Here is a 20,504-nt window from a genome sequence, read left to right on the forward strand (position 1 = left end):
CCTAGACCGGCAGGTCCCGCAGCAGTCCGCCCAGGCGGAGGAGCTCCAGCGGTGCGTGCTGGGCGAGCGAGAGGCCGACTATCTCCCCGGCATCGCCCAGGGCGTCGATAATCCGAAGCAGATCCGGCACCCGCATGCCCCGGGTGCCGTTGCCCGTTGCTCCGGTGAAATCCCGCCGGTCCAGCACATCCAGGTCCACGTGGATGGCCAGCTTCGTAGCTCCGGTGAGCGCCAGCCAATCCAGAATCCGGCGGGTATCCTCCGGAGTGTCGGTGATCCCGACGCTGGAGATCCCCAGCCGGCGTTTATTGGCCATGCCGGGATCCTGCCAGTCCTGCAGGCCGACGTGGAGGATGTTTGACGGCGCCACCACTGCCGGCAGCGCGGCCAGGAATTCGGCGTCGCCCTCCCCGGCGAGCGCCGACAGGGACATCGACCGGAACCCGGTATAACTGTCGCCCGGGGTCCCGGTGTCCGGGTGCGCATCCACCCACAGCACCGCCAGGTCCGGCCCGTACCTGGCGGCCAGGTAACTGAACGGAGCGACACTCACCGAACATTCCCCGCCGAAAGTGACCACTGACGCCGGATCGGCTTCCGACACCAGCCGGAGCCCTTCCCGGAGCTGGCGCAGGACCGCTTCGCGGGCATAAATGCCGTCCACCGTCTCCACTGCCTCATCCGTTGTGTCGGTGCTGACCGGCACAAAGGCGGTGGGTCCCTCATGGGCGGGGGAGAGCAACTCGAGCAGGGAAGGTCCGAGATGGTAGGAAAGCTGGGTCTGGTGCGGCTGACCCGCAGGCAGCGAACCGACGGCGCCTGCTCCGGCAGCGCCCTGCCACTGCGGAAAGATCAGCCGAAGGGCCCCGGGACCGGATGGATGCATGGAGGTCATGATCGTCCTTAGGTACGGAACAGGTGCCTACCTTACCGCCGCGGACCTGAGCCGAAACAGGTGCGTGCACAAAATAGAATGGAGGCATGACTGCAACCCTCGTCGCCCGGGACCTTTCCGGCGGCCACGCCCACCGCACCCTTTTCGAGCATCTTTCCCTCACCGTCGCGCCGGGGGACGTCGTGGGCGTGGTGGGCGCCAACGGTGCCGGCAAATCGACGCTTCTGCGGTTGCTCGCCGGAGCGGCCGAACCGCAGGCCGGCACGGTCAGCACATCCCCGGCCGATGCCTTTGTCGGCTGGCTGCCGCAGGAACACGAACGGCTCGCCGGTGAAACCGTGGGCGCGTATCTGGCCCGGCGTACCGGGGCGGCGGCTTCCACCGAAGCCATGGAGGCTGCTGCCGAGGCGCTGGGATCCGAACTCCCCGGAGCGGATGACGCCTATGCGGCCGCACTGGACCGGTGGCTGGCGTCCGGCGCAGCCGACCTGGAAGACCGGGCACCCGCCGTACTGGCGGACCTGGGCCTGCAGCTCGGCCTGGACACCGGGATGGCCGGGCTTTCGGGCGGGCAGGCGGCACGCGTGGCGCTGGCCGCCCTGCTGCTGAGCCGCTTCGACATCGTCCTGCTCGACGAACCCACCAATGACCTTGACCTGGACGGCCTGGCACGTCTGGAACAGTTTGTCCGCGGACTCCGCGGCGGCGTCGTGCTGGTGTCCCATGACCGTGAATTCCTCGCCCGCTGCGTAACCACCGTGGTGGAGCTGGACCTGGCACAGAACAGCGTGGCGGTCTACGACGGCGGCTACGAGGCGTACCTGGAGGAACGCGCCGTCGCCCGCCGGCATGCCCGCGAGGCGTACGACGAGTTCGCTGACAAGAAGGCGGATCTGGTTTCCCGCGCCCGGACCACCCGGGAATGGAGCTCGCAGGGCGTGCGCAACGCCATGAAGAAGAACCCTGACAATGACAAGATCAGGCGCAAGGCCAGCACCGAGTCATCCGAAAAGCAGGCACGGAAAGTCCGCCAGATGGAGTCACGCATCGCCCGCCTGGACGAGGTGGAGGAACCACGCAAGGAGTGGCAGCTGCAGCTGCGCATCGGGTCTGCGCCCCGCTCCAGCTCGGTGGTGTCCACGTTGAACGACGCCGCACTCACCCGGGGCGGATTCACCCTCGGCCCGGTGTCGGTGCAGGTGAACGCCGGGGAGCGGATCGGTATCACCGGCCCCAACGGTGCCGGCAAGTCCACGCTGCTGCGGCTGCTGCTGGGGCGTGAGGTGCCCGATGCCGGCACGGCCTCCCTGGGCGCCTCGGTCGCGGTGGGGGAAATCGACCAGGGCCGCGGCCAGCTCCCGGGCCACCTGCCGCTGGGGGAAGCCTTTGAAGCTGCTGTCCCGGAACTCTCATCCGCGGAAGCGCGGACCCTGCTGGCCAAGTTCGGGCTCAAGGCGGATCAGGTGGCGAGCCGCGTCGACGCGTTGTCCCCGGGGGAGCGTACCCGCGCTTCGCTGGCCCTCCTGCAGGCCCGGGGCGTGAACCTGCTGGTCCTGGATGAGCCCACCAACCACTTGGACCTGCCCGCCATCGAGCAGCTCGAAGAGGCGCTGGAAAGCTACGAGGGGGCTTTGTTGCTGGTGTCCCACGACAGGCGGCTCTTGGAGAACGTCCGGCTCGACACACGCTGGGAAGTCGCGGACGGGAAAGTCAGCGCAGCCTAGCCCCGGCTGGCCGCCGGGCACCAGGCGGATCCGGCGCCGGCCTCCGATCCGGCGGCACGGTGCCGGATGTGATACAAAGTATGCTGTGACGCATCCTTGGGAGGTGTGGAACGTAGGTCTCGGGCGATTTCACGGAAGAAGTGTCCTCATGGCTCCAAGGATGGAATACCGCAGTGCTGCCTCAGCGGCCTGCGGGAGCAACGGCATTACGGTTCAGTACAGGTGCGCAGGGATTCCGCGCACTCCATTGGCGCGCCTCGGAAGCGCCCTGTGAAGGCGTTAAGGTCGGCGGAGGTGCCCGTCCTGATCCTTGTCTGGATGTTGTGCGTCGGCACCGATTGGTCAACGGGCACAAAAATCGCCCTCAACGTCGCAGCAGTGGCTGCACTTTGCCTTCGGGAAGCCATCCTGCACCGCCGCCTGGGGGCGAGGCCCGCCCATGGACGGCGCAGCGCCGGTTCACAGCGGCAGCTCGCGACCGCAGCCTAGGCACCGGGACGGCCGGGCCCGATGCCGGGCCCGGATGCCGGGCCCGGGGATGCCGGGTCCGGGGATGTTGGGCCGGGGATGTTGGGCCGGGACGGCCGGCAACGGGTCGTGATCTGGTGGCCCAATCGACGCACGCCTATCGTAGGTAGTCGCAGGTCAGCGGTTCCCCCGGCTGAAAAGAGTCGATTGTGGCTATTGACGTTGCTTCACTGGTGGTTGAAACCGGCAGCGGGCTGGTACAGGGCATAGTCGACGACGGCGTGCGCACCTGGCGCGGCATCCCCTACGCGGCACCACCCGTGGGCGGCTTCCGGCTCAGGGCGCCGCAGCCGCCGCAGAGCTGGAGCGGTATCCGCTTCGCCGGCAGCTTTGGGCCTGTTCCTCCCCAGTCCAAAGCTCCCAGCCTCACCGGAACCCGGCGCCGGGTGGCCATGGACGAGGACTGCCTCTCCCTGAATGTCTCTGCACCGTTGGAACCCGCGGACGGGCTGCTGCCGGTCCTGGTCTACCTGTACGGCGGTGCCTTCAGCTCCGGGTCCTCGGCGGAGCCGACGTACCGGGGCACAAGGCTGGTCCGGGACGGCGGCGTTGTCTACGTGTCGCTCAACTACCGCATCGGTGCGCTGGGCTTCATGGACTTCCGCGCGTACTCGACGCCGGACCGGCCGTTCGATGCCAACTTGGGCCTGCGGGACCAGGTCGCCGCTTTGGAATGGGTGCAGCAGAACATCGAAGCATTCGGCGGTGACCCCCGCAACGTCACCCTCTTCGGGGAATCCGCCGGCGGCCTCGCCGTCACCTCCCTGATGTGCGTTCCCAGTGCCCGGTCCCTGTTCCACCAGGCCTATGCGCAAAGTCCGGCACCATCGGCGGCCTATTCTCCGGAGATGCACGCCGCGTGGGCAGCTGATCTGCTGGAAATCCTCGGCGTACCACCCTCTGCCGCCGCCGAAGCGCTGACCGGGCTGCCAGCGGCGAAACTGGTCAACGCCACCCGGAAACTGACCACTAAGATCGGTCCGGTCAAGCAGCCCGGGTCGCTGAGTGTGTCACCGGTGATAGACGGCGACTTCCTGCCCAGACACCCCGTTGACATGTTCCTTGCCGGAGATTCGAATCCGGTTCCCCTGGTGCTGGGCACCATGGCCCGGGAGGGGGCGCTGTTCGCGAAGGTTTCCAACATCCTGCCGTCCACGCCCGAACGGATCGAGAAGATGTTTGCAGGCACCGATCCGCTGGCGCGGGACCGGGTGGTGGCTGCGTATCCCGGCTACCCGTCCCGGCAGCGTTCGGTGGATATCAGCGGCGACCTGGTGTTCTGGTATCCCAGCCAGATGGTTGCCGAGGGCCACTCGCGTGTTGCTCCCACCTGGGCATACCGCTATGACTATGCAACACCGGCAATGAACCTGCTGGGGTTCGGCGCCACCCATTCCTTCGATGTGCCGGTGATGTTCGGGGATATCGGAATCGGAACCGCCAAGGCCCTGACCCTGCTGGGCGGAGCAGGAGAGCTGAGGGCCCTGTCCAAACGATTCCAGGGTTCGTTGCTGAGCCTGGCCCGGCATTCCCACCCCGGCAGTGACTGGCCGGCCTACGACGAAGTCCGCCGGCAAACCCGCGTGTTCGACAAGCTGGACCGGATTGAATCGGATCCGTTTCCGGAGCGGCGCCGGGCCTGGTCCGGTTACCGGGGCTACATCTGATCGTTCCCGGCACCCGTGCCCTTGGCGGCACCTCGTGAGAGCCTTAAACCGGCTGAGGAATTTCCCCGCACCCCAGGCAAGGAGAGTTGGTTCCCATGAGCGAACATTACGACGTCGTGGTCCTCGGGGCCGGACCGGGAGGCTATGTAGCCGCCATCCGCGCGGCCCAACTGGGCTTGAAGACGGCAATCGTGGAAGAGAAATACTGGGGCGGCGTCTGCCTCAATGTCGGGTGCATTCCGTCCAAGGCACTGCTGCGCAATGCCGAACTGGCGCAGATTTTCACCAACCAGGCCAAGACGTTCGGCATGAGCGGCGACGTCACCTTTGATTACGGAGCGGCCTTTGACCGCAGCCGCCAGGTCGCCGACGGCCGGGTCAAGGGCGTCCACTTCCTGATGAAGAAGAACAAGATCACGGAGTACGACGGCCACGGCGTCTTCACCGACGACCACACCCTCGAGGTGGACCTGTCCAAAGGCGGCAGCGAGAGCATCACGTTCGACAACGCGATCATCGCCACCGGGACCTACGTACGGCTGCTGCCCGGCGTCGAACTGAGCGAGAACGTGGTCACCTACGAAGCCCAGATCCTGGACCGGGACCTGCCGAAGAAAATGGTGATCGTCGGTGCCGGGGCCATCGGGATGGAATTCGGCTATGTGCTGCGTAGCTACGGCGTGGATGTGACCATCATCGAATTCCTGGACCGGGCCCTGCCCAACGAGGATGTGGACGTCTCCAAGGAGATCACCAAGCAGTACAAGAAGCTCGGCATCCCCATCCTCACCTCCACCAAGGTGGAAACGGTGAAGGACAACGGCTCGTCCGTCACAGTCACCTATACGGACAAGAACGGCCAGCAGGGCAGCATCGAAGCCGACCGGGTGATGATGTCCATCGGCTTTGCCCCGCGCACCGAGGGCTTCGGCCTGGAAAAAACCGGGGTGGAGCTCACCGACCGCGGAGCCATCGGCATCGATGACTACATGCGCACCAATGTCCCGCACATCTACGCCATCGGCGATATCACTGCCAAGCTCCAGCTCGCCCATGTGGCGGAGGCCATGGGAGTGGTGGCAGCTGAAACCATCGGCAAGGCGGAAACCCTGCCGCTGGGCGATTACCGCATGATGCCCCGTGCCACCTTCTGCCAGCCGCAGGTAGCCAGCTTCGGGCTCACCGAACAGCAGGCCCGCGACGAGGGTCACGAGGTCATAGTCAGCACCTTCCCGTTTACCGCCAACGGCAAAGCCCACGGGCTGGGCGAACCGGTGGGCTTCGTGAAACTGGTGGCCGACGCCAAGTACGGGGAACTGCTGGGCGGGCACCTGATCGGCCCCGACGTCTCGGAGCTGCTGCCGGAACTGACCCTGGCACAGAAGTGGGACCTGACAGCGGCCGAACTCGCCCGCAATGTGCACACCCACCCGACCCTCAGTGAAGCGCTGCAGGAAGCCTTCCACGGACTGACCGGCCACATGATCAACTTCTAGCCGGGGTACCGCTTTCCAGCGAGCGAAGGGCACCGCCATGAATGCAGGCAGAATCGTACTGATCGTTATTGGTTCCCTGCTGGTCCTCGCCGGACTGACTGCCGGGGCCGGCGCTGCCGGCTTGGGAACCCTGGCCGCGGCCCAGGGCGACGACGGCTACCTATCCGTTCCCGAAGAGACCTACAGTGTTGGCTCGTACGCCCTGACCAGCGAGAACGTCGAGGTGAGTCCGGGCATCCGGGCTCAGGACGATGTCGGGAGGGTGCAGGTCCGGGGAACCGACCCCGACGGTGAGCTGTTTATCGGGATTGCGTCCAAGGCCGATGTCGACCGGTACCTGGCCGGGGTCGCCCATTCGGAACTCGGAGACGTTACGTTCGATCCCTTCTCCGCGCAATACGAGGAGAGCCCGGGCGCCGCCGCACCGGCCCCGCCGGGGGAGCAGGACTTCTGGTCCGCCTCTTCCGCAGGAACCGGCACGCAGGAGCTTGAGTGGCCGCTGCAGGAGGGCGAATGGACCGTCGTCGTGATGAACGCCGACGCCTCTCCGGGGGTCACGGCGGACCTGCAGGTGGGAATCCGCTCCGACGTTCTGGGACCTCTCGCCTGGTGGCTGCTGATCGGGGCCGTCGTGCTGGTGCTCGGCGGCGCGGCGCTGATCCTCGCTGCGATCCTGGCCGGCCGGAAGCACACCGGAGGATACCCCGGGCCCAGCGGCGGGCACGGTCCCTATGGTTACGCAGCGGCGCCGGTTCCCGCTTCCGATGAGACGCCTGCGGGGACGCCTGCAGGGACGCCGGTTCCGGCAGGCGCCACGGCGGCAGGTGCGCCGCCAGGCACCGCGGAGGCACCGGCGTTGTCCGGCGCCCGGGCAGCGCAGCTGTCCGCTGGAGGCACCGGGGCACCGTATCCGGCCCGGCTCTACGGGGAACTGGACCCGGGGCTCTCCCGCTGGTTGTGGCTGGTGAAGTGGTTCCTGGCCATTCCGCACTTCATCCTGCTGGCCTTCCTGTGGATCGCCTTCTGGGTAGCCACCGTCATTGCGGGTTTCGCCATCCTCTTCACTGCCCGTTATCCGCGGGGGCTTTTCGAGTTCAACGTGGGGGTGCTCCGCTGGAGCTGGCGGGTGGCGTTCTATGCCACAGGCGTGCTGGGCACGGACAGGTATCCGCCCTTCAGCCTGGAGCGGACCGACTATCCGGCGGACTTCGACGTCGCCTACCCGGAACGGCTTTCGCGCGGGCTGGTGCTGGTGAAGTGGTGGCTGCTGGTTATCCCGCAGGCACTGATCGTGGGGGCGTTCACCGGGTCCGGCTACGTCATTGTGCGCCAAAACGGCCCGTTCGGCGGGTGGGACCGGAGCATGGGCGGCGGCGACGGCGGCTCGGCGGTGAACTGGGCAACGGACCCGGCCGGCGAAGGCCTGCGGTCGGCCGGCGGCTGGACAGTGGGCATCTCCCTGCTGACCCTGCTGGTCCTGGTCGCTGCAGTGGCCCTGTTGTTCACCGGCCGCTATCCGCGTCCGCTGTTCGACTTCGTTATGGGCCTGCAGCGCTGGTCCTACCGCGTCCTGGCCTACACGGCGCTGATGCGCGACGAATACCCGCCGTTCCGGCTGGACCAGGGACCGGTTGACGCGCGGGACCTGCCGGCTGCCGGGGGTGCGGCACGTTTCAGCTAGCCGGCCGATCTGCCTACGGCACGGCAGCCCTTGCCGCAGCGGCACCCGCTGCGGGGTCCGGTAGGGCATACTGGGCCGCATGACGAGCTTGGAAGGGCCGCTTTCCGATCCGCAGTCCGGAGTCTGGATCGCGGAGCGGCTGGCTGAGCCCGGTACAGTTGCGGGCACCGTTCCCGGCGGGTTCGAGGCCTACGCACGGGTTTTCCACCCGATCCGGGCGCAGCTGCTGGGCTGGCAGCAGGACGGGCCGGTACGTGCCGAGTCCCGCCCCATGCGCTGGGAAGAGCTGGCGGAGGTGCGCGGCACGGTGGCCCATCCGATGATGCAGTGGTCCTCCATTCTGGCCGGCTACCGCAATCCGGTATCGAATGAACCGGGGTGGCACTACGAAGACCCGTTGGTCGGCGCGCTCCCGGCGGGCACCCTGGCCGAGGTAAGCCGCATTCTCGGTGCACACACACAAACTTCCGGCCGTTGCTTTGCCGGGCTGTGGGACGGGTACGGCTGGGTGGCCGGCAGCGGGGAGACCCTTCCCGGGTCCCCGGGCGCCGGAGACCCGGAGGGGCCGGCGCAGCCCTTCCGGGGCCACGACTCCGTGCAGACCGCGCGCCGCCTCGAACTGCCGCTGCGCGACTACCTGTTGTTTGCCGGCAGCCTGGCGGTCTTTGCCGAACCGGGCTGGCAGGAGCACAACGGCTGGGATCCGATCCAGAGCCCCAATCTTCTCTGGCCGGCCGACGGCGCATGGTTCCTGGCCTCCGAGATCGACTTCGACTCCACGATCGTGGGCGGGTCGGCGGACCTGATCCGGGACCTGCTGCAGGCCGCAGCGCTCGAAGCCATGGAGGTTCCACCGGACGGTGACCTGACCCACCTCGGCGACCAGCTGAATGAGGCCCCCGACTGAAGCGGCGGCCGTCTGCCCGGGAGCGCCGTCACAGCAGCGTCAGACAGCTAACAGGGGTCTGTGAGCAAGGCATCCACGGATCCGGCCGATGAGCAACAGTCCTGTGGATAAGCTGAATATATGCCCCTCGAGAACATCAATTTCCACACCCGCAAGTGGGTCCGCCCCGAGGACCTGAACGCCAACGGCACCCTGTTCGGCGGCAGCCTGCTGCGCTGGATCGACGAAGAAGCTACGGTCTATGCCATCCTGCAGATGGGCAACGGCCGGGTGGTCACCAAATTCATGTCGGAGATCAACTTCGTCAGCTCGGCGGTGCAGGGCGACCTGATTGAAATGGGGCTCACGGCAACCAAGTTCGGCCGCACGTCGCTGACCATGCAGGCAGAAGTGCGGAACATGATTACCCGCCGCAGTATCCTGACGATCGACAAGATCGTGTTCGTCAACCTGGATGAAGAAGGCAAGCCCGTCCCGCACGGCTACACCACCATCAGTTACGACCGCGACCGCCTGCCTTCCCACCACATCCCGCCGGTGCCGTTCGGCGTGGAGCCGTACTCCGCCTAGCGGCTCCGCCTGCCAGTACCCCGCCGGTCAGTACCCGCCTGCCTGCTCAGGTGCGGGCCGCGAATACAAGGCATACTTACTAATATGAGTCTTGACTTCCCCCTGCCGCAGGGGCGTGCGGCAGGCGGGAAACCATTGCGCATAGCCGTCCTGTCCCACCTGCACCACCCGATCTCCAGCCCGTTCCAGGGCGGGCTCGAAATGCACACCTCGCTGATGGCAGACGAACTCGCGTCCCGCGGCCACGACGTTACGCTCTTCGCCAAGGCCGGCTCCGTGTCCGGCGGCCGGGTGGTGGAGGTCCTCCCGGAAACCTTCGAATTCCGGCGCGGGCTGGCTCCCGCACAAATGCAGCGGCAGCAGCAGTCCCTCGACGCCGCGCTGGGCTCCGCCGTTGCCGCGGTCCGGGCAGGCGCTTTCCACGTCGTCGTGAACAACTCCCTGAGCCTGCTCCCGTACCTGGAGCTGGCGGATGTGCCCATGCTGACCATCCTCCACACCCCGCCGCTGCCGTGGATCGTGGACGCCGTGGAGGACGGCCGCGCACCGCTTTCACCGCTGCACCGCTTCGTCAGTGTTTCGGCCCGCAATGCCACCGGCTGGTCCCCGCACCTGCCGGACCTGCACGTCATCCACAACGGCATCCGGCTGGCGGACTGGCCCGCAGGCACCGGACGCCGCACCGGAACCGTCGTCTGGGCCGGACGGGTCACGCCCGAAAAGGGACTGCACATAGCGATTGATGCGGCCCGGATGGCAGGTATGGAACTGCACTTCGCCGGGCCGATCAGCGATGCGAAGTATTTCGAACGCACCGTCGCACCGCACCTGGGCCGCGGGGTGCAGCACGTCGGCCACCTCGACCACCGGGAACTGGCCGCCTTCCTTGGGTCCGGAGAGGTCTTCATTGCCTCGCCTGTCTGGTCCGAGCCCTTCGGATTGACCGCACTGGAGGCAATGGCCTGCGGTACGCCGGTGGCTGCCCTGCCCCTGGGCGCCATGCCGGAAATCATCGACGCCGACGGCGGCCGGCTCGCGGAAGGCCTCGGTGCCGATGCCCTGGCCGCAGCCGTCACGGACGCCCGCGGCCTCGACCGTGAGCGGGTACGGAAATCCGCAGCCCGCTTCAGCGCCTCAGCCATGGTGGATTCCTACGAGGAGCAGATGCGTTCCCTGCCCCAACCGGACGGCCTGTCCGACTCCGGCCATCCCGACGCCGTCCTCGTGCCTTAACAGGAGCAGCACTTGCCTTCTTCCCGCATGCCACGCGTGGCCTACTACGCGCACCACCACGGCACCGGACACCTGCGTCACGCCGCCAACATTGCCCGGCTGGCTGCCGTGGAGCTGCTTGTCACCGGCACCACCCCGGCCGGGGGACTTCCGCGCCTGCCCGGGGGAGCGCGGTTCGCGCAGCTCCCGCCCGACGTCGGACCCGACGGACCCTTCGCGCCCGGGCCGGGGAGCTTCCTGCACTATGCGCCGGCAGGTCCGGCGCTGCAGTCCCGCTTCAGCCAGCTGCACCGGCTCTGGGAAGAGTTCGCCCCGGACGTGGTGGTCGTGGATGTGTCCGTGGAGGTCGCCGCCTTTGCCAGGCTCGCGGGCTATCCGGTTATCCACCGCCGGATGCACGGGGAACGGACCGACACGGCACACCGGCTGGCCTACGACTCCGTTCACCGGCTCATCGCCTACTTCCCGGAAGCCATCGAAGATCCGGCGCATCTGCAGGCTTACGGCTCCAAGAGCACTTATCTGGGCATGCTCGCTCCGGACACCGCACCCGGGCCCATCCCCGTGCGGCCCCGGACCGTCGCGGTGCAGACCTCCCTGGGCGGCAGCGGCGTATCACTTGAGGACGTCCTTGCCGCGGCCCGGCAGACACCGGGGTGGCAGTGGGACGTTATGGGACATACCGCCGGCGCCCCGGGGCAGGTTCCCGCGAATGTGTCGCTGCTGGGCGTAGTGGCGGATCCGGGGCCCCGGCTGGCCGCCGCGGATGTGGTGGTCACCTCGGCCGGCCACAATGCGGTGGCCGCCGCGGCCGCCGCACGCCGTCCGGCGCTGCTGATTCCCGAACCCCGGCCGTTCCGGGAACAGGCCGTTTTTGCCTCTTCGCTCGCGTCGGCGGGCGCAGCCGCCGCGCCAAGCTTCGCCTCAGTGGCGGACTGGCGGGGCCTGCTGGAAGAACTGCGCGGGACCGATCCGCAGCTGCTGGCCAGGACCCTCCTGGTTTCTCCCGCCCACTTCCGGGAACGGTTCCTGGCCGCCGTCGAGTCGGCCGTCTCCGGGAGCGAGGGGGAACCCGTTCCCGCCGGCAGGGACGTCAGTACGGCGCATTGACGCGGGCGGCGGCGAGCTCGGCGGGACCCGGACGGCGCAGCAGCCGCAGGTCCCCGCCGTCGCGCTCCCAGGATACGTAGCCGTCCCGGGCAAAGGTTTCGAGCCAGCCGGTCATCGGCCAGCTGCCCCATTTGCCCCGGAACGCCTTGGCGTTAATGACAATGGATTCCAGGTGCTGCAGCGGCGGCCGGTGAACGCCGTGGTGCTGGTGGAACATGGTTGCCCCGGAAAATGCCAGCGGGACCGCCTTCCGCTGCGCGGTGAAGGCGAAGTCCGTGTCCTCGCCGCCGTACCCGGCAAAGGACTCGTCAAAGCCGCCGATCCGTTCGAATGTCCCGCGGTGCACGGCAAACCCCAGGGACCAGAACAGGGCGTATTCCTGCGAGGCACGTGCCGGTTCTCCCGGCGCCGGTGCCAGGGCAGCACGTGCGTGGTGCGGTACGGAGTCCCGGTACAGCACCTGATCGTCGCCGTCGGATACCCACCCCGGCACGTCCGCATCTGCCGTGAGGTAGCGGGGGGCGGCCATCACCAGGCCGCGGGTGCGGTCCAGGTCCGACAGCAGGTGCCCGAACATGCCAGTTGCGGGAATGCAGTCCACGTCGAGGAAGACCAGTGTTTCGGACCGCGCCGCCGCAGCAGCGGCGTTCCTGCCCGCCCCCAGCGGCAGCGGTTCGCCGGCGCCCGACGCCGCATGGACCACCCGCAGCGGCACGTCGCTCGGCGGGGGAACAGCCTCGGGCTGGTTCAGGTAGCAGACCACGATCTCTGCCGGCCGGCGGGTGGAGCGGCTGATCCCGCGGACGGCGTTGGACAGGTGGGCATCTCGTCCGGAGCTGATGATAAGCACCGAAAACGCCTGCTCCGGGGCGGTCTGCTGCGGCTGCATTCTTTCCTTCCGCCGGGGGCGCCCTCCGCGGGCGCCGCAAAATACTAAGTATACTGAACACGGATTGTTTACAGCGGCGGAAGAGGATGCGTGGGCAGGCCGGAAGGATCGAACATCAGGGTGGCGTCAGTGCCGCACAGCCAGGTCTATATCCGGCATACCGGCGCCGTCCCGGGGGAGCGGAACCCGGTGGTACGCCTGCCGGACCCGGACCCCCGCAACCCCGGCCAGTCCACGGAGGCGACATGGTGGCCGCCGGTCATGCTGGACGCCGGCTGGATCCGGGAGAACGCGGACAGCTTCGACCTGATGCACATCCACTTCGGCTTCGACGCCATTTCGCCCCGGGACCTGCAGGCGGTTACCGACGAGCTGAAGGCCCAGGGGAAACCGCTGGTCTACACGGTCCACGATCTGCGCAATCCGCACCACCTCACTCCGGAGGCGCATGACGCGCAGCTGGATGTGCTGATTGCCGCAGCTGATGAACTGATCACGCTGACGCCCGGGGCCGCCGCCGTCGTCGAGCGCCGGTGGGGCCGCCGCCCGCACGTGCTGCCGCATCCGCACGTGGTGGACCTGGCGGAGCTTGAGCGGCGCCAGGCCCTGCGGCTGGCAGCCGGTCCGCGGGAGGAGTTCCGCGTCGGTGTGCACCTGAAGAGCCTGCGCCCGAACATGATGGAGGGTGCGGTCCTTCCGGGCCTGCTCGACGCCGTGGAACAGCTTCCCGGTGCCGTGCTGCAGGTGAACGGGCATCCGGACATCCTCACCCCCGGAGGGGACAAGTACCGGCCGGAACTGCACCGCTGGCTGGCGGAGGCCGCCGCGGCCGGACGGCTCGAGCTGCAGGTCCGGGACTACTTCGACGAACCGCAGCTCTGGGACTACCTGTCGAGCCTGGATGTCTCCGTGCTGCCGTACCGGTTCGGCACCCATTCCGGCTGGCTCGAAGCGTGCACCGATCTGGGCACGGCCGTGCTGGCGCCGTCCTGCGGCTTCTACGCCCAGCAGCGTGCCGGCGTCACGGAATTCGTGCATAACGAGGACGGCCTCGATGCCCAGTCCCTGGCCAGCGCGCTCAAGCAGGTGCACGCTGCCCGGAGCTGGCCGGGAATGAGCCGCGGGGAACGGACCGCAGAGCGCCGGCAGGTAGCCGCAGCGCATGAGGAAATCTACCGGTCCCTGCTCGGCGCCTAGCCGGATGCGCCTCCCGCAGGGCCGGCGCCGCGCAGCGCCTGTTCCAGTGCGGCCAGCCGGTCCCGCGTAAGGGGGGTGCCGGGAAACCGGGCCAGCCGTCGCAGCGGCATACTGCCCATGAGCGCCAGCGCGTCGGCCATGCCCGGGTCCCCGCCGCCCAGCAGCTGCCGGCCCAGCGGATGCGCCAGCCATTGTGCGATAGTCGAATCCAGTGTCAGCGGCGCCGCCGTGCCGCCGTCGGTGCCGGGCAGGTCGATGGTTCCGCTGAGCCGGATGTCCCGGGAGGAGGACCCGACGTCGATGCGGTACGTTCCGCCGTCGGTAATCCACCGGTGCGACGCCGGGTCGAACCTCGCAAGCTCCCGCAGCGGTACCGTCAGCGCAACCGGAGCCGAGGCGCCGGGTTCGAGGAAGACCTTGCGGAAGGCCCGGAGCTCGCGCGGCGGCCGTACCGCGGGTCCCGCCGGAGCGCCGGAGTACACCTGCAGGACTTCGGCTCCGGCCCGGCTGCCGATATTCGTGAGCGTTGCCCCGACGGCCAAGGCAGGCCCCGTATCCGTGTCCACAAGGCGGAGGTCCAGGCCGGTGTAGTCGAAAGCGGTGTAGGACAGGCCGTGCCCGAAGGCGAACGCCGGTTCGATCCCACGCGCGTCATACCAGCGGTAGCCCACCAGTACCCCTTCGCCGTAGCGGACCGTGCCTGCCTCGCCGGGATAGTTCCCAAACGCCGGAGTGTCTTCGATCCGCCGGGGGAAGGTTTCCGCCAGCTTTCCGGACGGGTTCACATCTCCCAGCAGGACATCCGCCAGCGCCTCGCCTCCGGCCTGGCCGGGCAGCCACGCCTCCAGCACGGCCGGTACCTGCTCCACCCACCCGGTCTCCACGGCGCCGCCGTTGAACAGGATCACCACTGTCCAGGGGTTGGCGGAGGTCACCGCCCGCAGCAGCGCCAACTGGTTTTCCGGCAGGGCCAGGTCCGGCCGGTCGAATCCCTCCGACTCCTTGTCCTCGGGCAGGCCAAGGAAGAACAGCACTGCGTCCGCAGCAGCGGCAGCGGCCTCAGCCTCGGCCACCAGCTCCGGGTCGGGCGTTCCGTCCAGCCGGTAGCCGGCGGCAAAGACGGCCGCAGCGGTCCGCTCGGACAGGACCTCCAGCGGAACGCTGACCCGCGTGGGGGTCACCTGCGAGGAGCCGCCGCCCTGGTACCGCGGGGTGCGGGCCAGCTCGCCCACCACGGCCAGTCGGAGATCGGGGGAGAGCGGCAGGATCCCGCCCTCGTTCTTCAACAGCACCATGGAGGCCGCAGCGGCCTCGCGTGCCAGCCGGTGGTGTTCGTCAGGGTCCGCGCTGCTGTGCGACGGCGAGGCGGTGCGGTCCGCCAGCTGCAGGAGCCTCGCCGCGGATGAATCCACCATCTCCTGGTTGACGGTGCCGGCTTCCAGTCCGGCCTGCAGCTCCGCCGGCCCCAATCCGCCGCTGGCGGGCATTTCCAGGTCCAGTCCGGCGTCGAGCGCCGCCGCCCGGTCGGTGACCGCACCCCAGTCGGACATCACCAGGCCGTCGAATCCCCACTCGTCACGCAGGACCGTCTGCAGCAGCCAGGCATTCTCCGCGGCGTGGATGCCGTTGACCTTGTTGTAGGCAGCCATCAGGGTCCACGGGTGTGCGGTCCGAACCACCGTTTCGAAGGCCCGGAGGTAAATCTCGTGCAGGGTGCGTTCGTCCACCGACGCGTCAATCCGCATCCGGTCCGCTTCCTGGTTGTTCGCCGCGAAATGCTTGGGGCAGGCAGCCACCCCCTCGGACTGGAGGGCGCGGATCCAGGCGGCACCCAGCGCGCCGGCGAGCAGCGGGTCTTCGGAAAAGTACTCGAAGTTGCGCCCGCACAGGGGAGTGCGCTTGATGTTCAGTCCCGGCCCCAGCACGACGTCGACATGCGCAGCTGCCGCTTCCTTCGCCGTCGCCGTGCCGAGCCGGGCCAGCAGGTCCGGGTCCCAGGAACACGCGGTGAGGCATTCCGCAGGGAAGCAGGTGGCAGGCAGCGCGTCACCGATTCCGGGTTCCGACTCGCTGCGTGGACGCCGGATACCGTGTGGCCCGTCGGAGAGCACCAGGGGCCGGAGCCCCGCCGCCGGGGCAGCGACGGTGGTCCAGAAAGACGCTCCGGACAGCAGGGCGGGTCTTTCATCCGGCGGGAGGGAAGACACCCGCTCCCGCAGCGAAGCGGCGGACGGCTGGTCAGGTGAGGACATCGGCATGTGCCGGAGTCTAGGTGCCCTCCGCAGCCGGGAGAAGAGCACCGGGCGACAGAAGAGGTGCAGGCACGAAGGACCTGTCGGCGGAACCTGCCCTGCGGCTAGTGTTTCGTTAGCGAACAGCAGCGGAGAACCGAGCCTTCGCGGACGGAGCAGACCAATGATCAGCCAGCTGGACCGTTATCGGCAGATCGCCGAGATCCTCTCCCGCAACGGCCTTGGCTTCCTGGTGTCCGCCCTTGGCCTGGAGGGCAGGCTGCCGTTCCGCCGCCAGCACGCGGCCGAGGCGGGAGGCAAACCCCGCACCCGTCCGGAGTACCTGCGTACGGCCCTCGAGGAGCTCGGTGCCACGTACGTGAAGATGGGCCAGTTGCTCTCCACCCGTCCGGACCTGCTGCCCCCGGACTACCAGAGCGAACTGGCGAAGCTGCAGGATGACGCCGAAGCGGTCCCGTGGCCGCAGATCAAGGACGAGCTGCACCAGGAACTGGGCGGAGACCCGTTGGAGGTCTTCCGGTCCTTCGACACCACGGTCATGGCAAGCGCCTCGATCGGGCAGGTCTATGCCGCCGTCCTGAAGGACGGCACGGAGGTGGTGGTCAAGGTACGCCGGCCCGGGATCGCTGCCCAGGTGGAACAGGACCTGGAAATCCTGCAGAACCTGGCCAACGCGGCCAGCAAACGCTGGGAAGCCGCCCGCGACTACGACCTCACCGGACTGATGGACGAGTTCGCCTCCACGCTTCGCTCGGAGCTGGACTATCTCCAGGAAGGCCGCAACGCGGACCGGTTCCGGGCCAACTTCGAAGACGACGCTGCGATAACCATTCCCTACGTTTATTGGGACCACAGCACCTCCCGTGTCCTGACGATGGACCGGATCCGCGGAATGAAGGTCACGGACGTTGCCGCTCTCGACGCCGCCGGGATCGACCGTCCGGCGCTGGCGGTGGCTGCTTCACGCGTCGAAATGAAGATGGTCTTCGATGACGGGTTTTTCCATGCCGACCCGCACCCGGGAAACCTCTTCGTGGAGCCCGGCGGCCGGGTTGGACTGATCGACTTCGGCATGGTGGGCGAGGTGGACGAGAAGCTGCGCAGCCAGCTGTCGGCCCTGTTCATCGGCATTGTGCGCAAGGATCCGGAGCGGATCACCAATGCGCTGGTCCGGATCAATGCTTCCGGGATGCGGGTGAACCGCGTGAAGCTCAGGATGGACCTTGGTCCGCTGATCCGCCTGTATTCCGGCAAGGACCTGGCGTCGGCACCGGTGGGAACCATCATTACAACCGGGCTGGGCATCCTGCGCACGCACCACATCCAGCTGCCGCGGGAAATGGCGCTGCTGCTGAGGATGCTGATCATGACCGAAGGCATGGGCGAGGTGCTGGATCCCCAGTTCCGGCTCGGCCCCACCCTGGGCCCCTATGCGCGCAGGATGGCACTGCAGCAGCTGAACCCGGTGAACTATGCCCGCAGGCTCGGCCGTGCCGGAACGGAGGTCCTGGAGCTGGGTGCCGAACTGCCGGACCAGGCCCGCCGGCTGCTCAGCACCCTGGAGATCGAGGGGGTGGAGGTCCACCTCCGCGGCGAGGAACTGCTTCCGCTGGTGATGCGGCTGGAGCGCGTGGGAAACCGGCTGGTGGCGGCAATCTTCGCGTCGGCGTTTATTCGTGGAGTGGGGGAGCTGACGCTGGGTGATTCGTCCCGCTGGAAATCGTGGCAGGCACCGCTGATGAGTGCCGGGCTCGCGTCTACGGGGGCGTTGGGCGGATACATCGCCTGGACTTCGCGCCGGGCGCGGCTGCGCGGTATGTGACACTGCGGCAGATGGCACCGCTGCAGACGGCACAGGGCCGGGGCGGGAAAAGTTCCCGCCCCGGCCCTGTTGGCTTGTGCTTGTACTGGTGCTTGCCGTCCCTATGCCGTGGCCGGGCGCACCGGCGCGGCGGCCTTGGCCAGGTTCAGGCCCAGTTCCGCCGTCGGGGTGTGCGCGGTCTCCTTGGCGGTGAGGGCGGAAATGGCGGCGATGGCGCAGATAGTGCCGGTGAATACGCTGGTCACCAGCCATCCGCCGGGCTCCAGTCCGCCGATGGCAGCAACGATGGACGGTGCAAAACCGGCCATCAGGAAGCCGAGCTGCGTGCCGATGGCGAGGCCCGAGAATCGGACCTTGGCGCTGAACATCTCTCCGTAGAACGACGGCCAGACAGCGTTCGCCGCCGCGTAGCCGAAGGAGAAGACCGCCACGGAGAGGGCGAACTGCAGCAGGGTGTTACCGGACTCCATGGACAGCAGGTAGAACGGCATGATCACCGCGCTGGACAGTGCGCCGTAGATGAAGACCGGACGGCGGCCGATCCGGTCGGCCAGCCGGCCGAACAGCGGCTGCGTGAACAGTGCGAAGACGTTGCCGGCCACCACGAGCCAGAGCGTAATGTTCGCGTCCACGTTGCCTACCTCGGTGCCGTACTTGATGGCCAGTGTCCCGTAGACGGTGGAAACCGCTGCAATAAAGGCGCAGCAGATGACCCGCAGTACGTCGCGCCAGTGGTCCTTCAGCAGGACGCCTGCCGGCAGCTTCGCGATCTCGTTGCGTTCCTTGGCCTCCGTGAAGGTGGGGGTTTCATGCAGCGAGCGGCGGATGAAGTAGGTGACGACGACAACCACGGCGCTCAGCCAGAACGGAATGCGCCAGCCGATGCCGTATTTGATGTCGTCCGGCAGGGCAACCACGGGGATGAACACCAGTGCGGCAAGGATCTGCCCGCCCTGGGTACCTGTCAGTGTCCAGGACGTGAAGAACGAGCGGCGGTTGTCCGGCGCGTGTTCCAGGGTCATGGAACTGGCACCGGCCTGCTCGCCTGCGGCGGAAAGTCCCTGCATCAGGCGGCAGAAGACCAGCAGGACCGGAGCCCACCAGCCGATCGTATTGAAGTCCGGCAGGCAGCCGATCAGGAAGGTGCTTCCGCCCATCAGCAGGAGGGTGAACATCAGGACCTTCTGGCGGCCCACCCGGTCACCGAAATGCCCGAGAATGACGGCGCCGACCGGACGGGCAATATAGGCGAAGCCGAAGGTGGCGAGCGACATGACGCTGGCCTGGGTGTCGGCGTCCGGGAAGAACACGCGCGGGAAAATGAGCGCGGCAGCGGAACCGAAGATGAAGAAGTCGTAGTACTCGACGGCACTGCCCATAAAGCTGGCAGTGGCGGCCTTGCGCGGGGTCTTGCCCGTTGCTGGTCCAGCGGGGGCGGATGCGTCCATTGCATCTCTCCTGACGTGGGCTGTGGTGGGGGGGGGTACGGAACTCCGGGGCGGTGTGCGCTATACGCACTTGTGTGCATTGTCCGTACGCTTGAAGTAATGTAGCCCACAGCTAAGGGTCCGGCAAGCAGCGGCGCATATGTGTCCTGCGTGTTCGAAAGGCACTGCCGCCCGCACGTAGGCACCGGAAGGAACAGCGCCATGAGCGGCACCGAGGAATCATTCATTGTCGGGTTGATCGGGGAAGGCATCACCGCCTCCCTTACCCCGCCCATGCATGAAAGGGAGGCCGATCACCAGGGGCTCCGGTACATTTACCGGCCGATTGACCTCACTCAGCTGGGCCGCCCGGGCACCGATGTCGGAGCGCTGCTTCGCGCAGGCCGGGACCTGGGTTTCAATGCCTTCAACGTGACGCATCCCTGCAAGCAGCTGGTCCTGGCCGAACTTGATGTTGTGTCGGACGACGCCGAGCGGCTCGGCGCAGTAAACACGGTCCTGATCCGGGACGGCCGGTTCATCGGGCACAACACCGATTTCTCCGGCTTCGGCGGGGCGCTGGCCGGCGGACTTCCGGATGCCGCGCTGGCCTCGGTGGTCCAGCTGGGCGTGGGTGGTGCCGGCGCCGCCGTGGCCTACGCCCTCCTCAAAGCCGGAACCGGCGAGCTGACCCTGCTGGACCTGGACCCCGATCGTGCCGCAGAACGCGCAGCCGCGCTGTCCGGGCTTTTCCCGGACCAGCGGATCAGCGCCGGCACGCCCGCTGACCTCCCCGCCGTCCTGCCCGGTGCCGACGGCCTGGTCCATGCCACTCCGGTGGGGATGCATTCCCATCCAGGCCTTGCCGTGGACCTGGACCTGCTCAACTCCTCCCAGTGGGTGGCCGACGTCGTCTACCGTCCGGTGGAAACGGAACTGATCCGCGGCGCCCAGGCGCGGGGCTGCCGGGTGCTGGACGGCGGCCGGATGGCCGTGGGCCAGGCCGTGGATGCCTTTGAACTGATTACCGGCATCCGGCCCGACGCGGCACGGATGCTCGCCCACTTCCACGAACTGATTAGCCAGGGCCGCTGAGGGCCGGGACC

15 protein-coding genes are annotated in these 20,504 nt (G+C 67.8%); 11 read left to right on the top strand and 4 right to left on the bottom strand.

Annotation, left to right across the window (positions count from 1 at the left end; all coding sequences use genetic code 11):
- Nucleotide 1: 1 nt before the first annotated feature.
- Nucleotides 2-895, bottom strand: coding sequence for an arginase family protein (locus NNX34_RS08675; protein WP_255766119.1), 894 nt, complete (start codon nucleotides 893-895; stop codon nucleotides 2-4).
- A gap of 86 nt (nucleotides 896-981) precedes the next feature.
- Between NNX34_RS08675 and abc-f the strand changes: the two genes are divergently transcribed.
- The 8 genes from abc-f to NNX34_RS08715 all read left to right on the top strand — a co-directional run bounded on the left by abc-f (nucleotide 982) and on the right by NNX34_RS08715 (nucleotide 11,811).
- Nucleotides 982-2,619 (top strand): ribosomal protection-like ABC-F family protein, encoded by a 1,638-nt coding sequence (gene abc-f, locus NNX34_RS08680; protein WP_255766120.1) that lies wholly within the window; start codon nucleotides 982-984, stop codon nucleotides 2,617-2,619.
- A 677-nt stretch (nucleotides 2,620-3,296) separates the two neighbouring features.
- Nucleotides 3,297-4,814 carry a carboxylesterase/lipase family protein gene (locus NNX34_RS08685; RefSeq protein WP_255766121.1) on the top strand — a complete coding sequence of 506 codons (1,518 nt, stop codon included), beginning with the start codon at nucleotides 3,297-3,299 and terminating at the stop codon, nucleotides 4,812-4,814.
- A 95-nt stretch (nucleotides 4,815-4,909) separates the two neighbouring features.
- On the top strand, nucleotides 4,910-6,310 hold the full coding sequence (gene lpdA / locus NNX34_RS08690) for a dihydrolipoyl dehydrogenase (protein ID WP_255766122.1): 1,401 nt from the start codon (nucleotides 4,910-4,912) through the stop codon (nucleotides 6,308-6,310).
- 37 nt (nucleotides 6,311-6,347) lie between these two features.
- On the top strand, nucleotides 6,348-7,991 hold the full coding sequence (locus NNX34_RS08695) for a DUF4389 domain-containing protein (RefSeq protein ID WP_255766123.1): 1,644 nt from the start codon (nucleotides 6,348-6,350) through the stop codon (nucleotides 7,989-7,991).
- 79 nt (nucleotides 7,992-8,070) lie between these two features.
- On the top strand, nucleotides 8,071-8,898 hold the full coding sequence (locus tag NNX34_RS08700; RefSeq protein ID WP_255766124.1) for a hypothetical protein: 828 nt from the start codon (nucleotides 8,071-8,073) through the stop codon (nucleotides 8,896-8,898).
- Nucleotides 8,899-9,018: 120 nt separating this feature from the next.
- The gene (locus tag NNX34_RS08705) at nucleotides 9,019-9,468 is read left to right on the top strand and encodes an acyl-CoA thioesterase (RefSeq protein ID WP_255766125.1); all 450 of its coding nucleotides are present in this window, start codon (nucleotides 9,019-9,021) and stop codon (nucleotides 9,466-9,468) included.
- Between the two features lie 84 nt (nucleotides 9,469-9,552).
- The gene (locus NNX34_RS08710; protein ID WP_255766126.1) at nucleotides 9,553-10,701 is read left to right on the top strand and encodes a glycosyltransferase; all 1,149 of its coding nucleotides are present in this window, start codon (nucleotides 9,553-9,555) and stop codon (nucleotides 10,699-10,701) included.
- 12 nt (nucleotides 10,702-10,713) lie between these two features.
- Nucleotides 10,714-11,811, top strand: a complete 1,098-nt coding sequence (locus tag NNX34_RS08715) for a glycosyltransferase (protein WP_255766127.1) — start codon at nucleotides 10,714-10,716, stop codon at nucleotides 11,809-11,811.
- Here the strand turns inward: NNX34_RS08715 and NNX34_RS08720 are convergent.
- The gene (locus NNX34_RS08720) at nucleotides 11,795-12,700 is read right to left on the bottom strand and encodes a glycosyltransferase family 2 protein (RefSeq protein WP_255766128.1); all 906 of its coding nucleotides are present in this window, start codon (nucleotides 12,698-12,700) and stop codon (nucleotides 11,795-11,797) included. The two genes, NNX34_RS08715 and NNX34_RS08720, sit on opposite strands and share 17 nt — an antisense overlap.
- Nucleotides 12,701-12,829: 129 nt before the next feature.
- On the opposite strand from NNX34_RS08720, the gene NNX34_RS08725 reads away from it, so the two are divergent.
- Nucleotides 12,830-13,897, top strand: a complete 1,068-nt coding sequence (locus tag NNX34_RS08725) for a glycosyltransferase family 1 protein (protein WP_255766129.1) — start codon at nucleotides 12,830-12,832, stop codon at nucleotides 13,895-13,897.
- On the opposite strand, the gene NNX34_RS08730 is transcribed toward NNX34_RS08725, so the two are convergent.
- A complete protein-coding gene (locus tag NNX34_RS08730; protein ID WP_255766130.1) occupies nucleotides 13,894-16,155 on the bottom strand; it encodes a glycoside hydrolase family 3 C-terminal domain-containing protein in 2,262 nt (753 codons plus the stop codon). The genes NNX34_RS08725 and NNX34_RS08730 overlap by 4 nt on opposite strands.
- Before the next feature lie 157 nt (nucleotides 16,156-16,312).
- Between NNX34_RS08730 and NNX34_RS08735 the strand changes: the two genes are divergently transcribed.
- Nucleotides 16,313-17,971, top strand: coding sequence for an AarF/ABC1/UbiB kinase family protein (locus tag NNX34_RS08735; protein ID WP_255766131.1), 1,659 nt, complete (start codon nucleotides 16,313-16,315; stop codon nucleotides 17,969-17,971).
- A gap of 101 nt (nucleotides 17,972-18,072) precedes the next feature.
- Here the strand turns inward: NNX34_RS08735 and NNX34_RS08740 are convergent, their stop codons facing one another.
- On the bottom strand, nucleotides 18,073-19,419 hold the full coding sequence (locus tag NNX34_RS08740; protein ID WP_255766132.1) for an MFS transporter: 1,347 nt from the start codon (nucleotides 19,417-19,419) through the stop codon (nucleotides 18,073-18,075).
- 201 nt (nucleotides 19,420-19,620) lie between these two features.
- Between NNX34_RS08740 and NNX34_RS08745 the strand changes: the two genes are divergently transcribed.
- Nucleotides 19,621-20,493 (top strand): shikimate dehydrogenase, encoded by an 873-nt coding sequence (locus NNX34_RS08745; RefSeq protein ID WP_255766133.1) that lies wholly within the window; start codon nucleotides 19,621-19,623, stop codon nucleotides 20,491-20,493.
- The last annotated feature ends 11 nt before the right edge of the window (nucleotides 20,494-20,504 follow it).

The sequence above is a fragment of the Arthrobacter sp. zg-Y1116 genome (assembly GCF_024385485.1).
In the GTDB taxonomy this organism is placed as follows: domain Bacteria; phylum Actinomycetota; class Actinomycetes; order Actinomycetales; family Micrococcaceae; genus Arthrobacter_B.

Bases quoted from the DNA above. Each gene is read 5' to 3' on its own strand.
- NNX34_RS08675 (WP_255766119.1), bottom strand. From the start codon at position 895: ATGACCTCCATGCATCCATCCGGTCCCGGGGCCCTTCGGCTGATCTTT.
- abc-f (WP_255766120.1), top strand. From the start codon at position 982: ATGACTGCAACCCTCGTCGCCCGGGACCTTTCCGGCGGCCACGCCCAC.
- lpdA (WP_255766122.1), top strand. From the start codon at position 4,910: ATGAGCGAACATTACGACGTCGTGGTCCTCGGGGCCGGACCGGGAGGC.
- NNX34_RS08695 (WP_255766123.1), top strand. From the start codon at position 6,348: ATGAATGCAGGCAGAATCGTACTGATCGTTATTGGTTCCCTGCTGGTC.
- NNX34_RS08700 (WP_255766124.1), top strand. From the start codon at position 8,071: ATGACGAGCTTGGAAGGGCCGCTTTCCGATCCGCAGTCCGGAGTCTGG.
- NNX34_RS08705 (WP_255766125.1), top strand. From the start codon at position 9,019: ATGCCCCTCGAGAACATCAATTTCCACACCCGCAAGTGGGTCCGCCCC.
- NNX34_RS08710 (WP_255766126.1), top strand. From the start codon at position 9,553: ATGAGTCTTGACTTCCCCCTGCCGCAGGGGCGTGCGGCAGGCGGGAAA.
- NNX34_RS08720 (WP_255766128.1), bottom strand. From the start codon at position 12,700: ATGCAGCCGCAGCAGACCGCCCCGGAGCAGGCGTTTTCGGTGCTTATC.
- NNX34_RS08730 (WP_255766130.1), bottom strand. From the start codon at position 16,155: ATGCCGATGTCCTCACCTGACCAGCCGTCCGCCGCTTCGCTGCGGGAG.
- NNX34_RS08735 (WP_255766131.1), top strand. From the start codon at position 16,313: ATGATCAGCCAGCTGGACCGTTATCGGCAGATCGCCGAGATCCTCTCC.
- NNX34_RS08740 (WP_255766132.1), bottom strand. From the start codon at position 19,419: ATGGACGCATCCGCCCCCGCTGGACCAGCAACGGGCAAGACCCCGCGC.
- NNX34_RS08745 (WP_255766133.1), top strand. From the start codon at position 19,621: ATGAGCGGCACCGAGGAATCATTCATTGTCGGGTTGATCGGGGAAGGC.